General features: G+C 43.6%; 2 protein-coding genes. Both read left to right on the top strand.

What is annotated here, in order from left to right; translation table 11 throughout:
* Positions 1–54 precede the first annotated feature (54 nt).
* The gene (locus tag DFQ04_RS00025) at positions 55–444 is read left to right on the top strand and encodes a transposase (protein ID WP_133551439.1); all 390 of its coding nucleotides are present in this window, start codon (positions 55–57) and stop codon (positions 442–444) included.
* Complete coding sequence (locus DFQ04_RS00020) at positions 441–1,265, top strand: IS3 family transposase (protein WP_133551437.1); 825 nt, start codon at positions 441–443, stop codon at positions 1,263–1,265. The genes DFQ04_RS00025 and DFQ04_RS00020 overlap by 4 nt, the downstream gene beginning before the upstream one ends.
* The last annotated feature ends 9 nt before the right edge of the window (positions 1,266–1,274 follow it).

The following is a 1,274-nucleotide window of genomic DNA, read 5'->3' as shown; positions in this document are numbered from 1 at the left end:
TGTAAAGGTCTAAAATAGATTGACCGTTTTTGAGAGTTACACAACTTTCAAGACATGGAAAATCAACATCAATCGCATCAACCAGTCCGTCATTTCAGTGAGTCTTTCAAGCAGGAAAAAGTCCGGGAAATTGAGCGTAATTTAACTACAGTGATGGAGGTGAGTAAAGTCTATGGTGTGACCCGCGCAGCGGTCTACAAATGGCTTTATAAATACTCTGTCCACCGTAAAAAGCAAATTCGCCAGATCATCGAACTTATGAGTGATACCAGAAAGATTCAGGAATTGGAGCGTCTGGTTGGCCAGAAGCAGATTCTGCTTGAGTTTCGGGAAAAGCAAATAGAGATCGCAGAGGAGATGTATAAAATTGACATCAAAAAAAAACTTGGCACCTCTCCATCGAATGTTTTAGGGCCAACAGGCAAAAACACTCCTGGAAAATGAATGAGCTTTACCGGGTTTTGGAAACAACCAAGCAAAATGTGCATCAATGGGTCCGTCGTCAGCAGTCCAAAGAAGTGCATCAGGAACAGCTCTGCGAACTGATCTCCCAGCTGCGGGTGGATCATCCCAGAATGGGCGGAAAGAACCTGTACAAAAAGATCAGTCCCAGTTTTATGGGCAGGGATCGATTTTTGGGATGGTACAGAGAAAGTGGCTTTATGCTTGCACCCAAAAGGAACTTCCGGAGGACAACCGATAGCAGCGGGGTGATCCGTTTCCCCAACCTGATGGAGGGCATGGAGTTGACACATGTCAACCAGGCTTGGGTAAGTGACATCACCTATTACGAGCTTAACGGCAAGTTTGCCTATTTGACCCTGATTATGGATGCCTACAGCAGGAAAATAAAAGGCTATCAGATCAGCAAGACACTCCGGGCTGAAGACACTACTGTTCCCGCACTTAGAATGGCCTTGAAATGTTTGCCCAAAGGGGCGAAACCTATTTTCCACTCAGATGGAGGAGGTCAGTATTATTGCAAACAATTCATTGCCTTAACCCACAAGCAATTCCAAAACAGCATGGGTAAAACAGCTTACGAAAATCCTAAAGCAGAGCGATTAAACAGGACTATCAAGAATGACTACCTTTATGGATATCATCCTGTGACATTCAAAGAGCTTGAAAATAAAGCAGCAAAGGCAGTTAAAATGTACAACCAAGAGAAGCCTCACCAAAGTCTGGGAGGTTTAACACCAGATCACTTTGAACAAAATCAAATTCTAACCAAAACCAACTTCAAAACGGTCAACTCTATTTAGGACGATACA

The sequence above is a fragment of the Algoriphagus boseongensis genome (genome assembly GCF_004362805.1).
Lineage (GTDB): Bacteria > Bacteroidota > Bacteroidia > Cytophagales > Cyclobacteriaceae > Algoriphagus > Algoriphagus boseongensis.
Note: the sequence above shows the minus strand (reverse complement) of the source record. Positions and strands in the feature narration are given on the sequence as shown.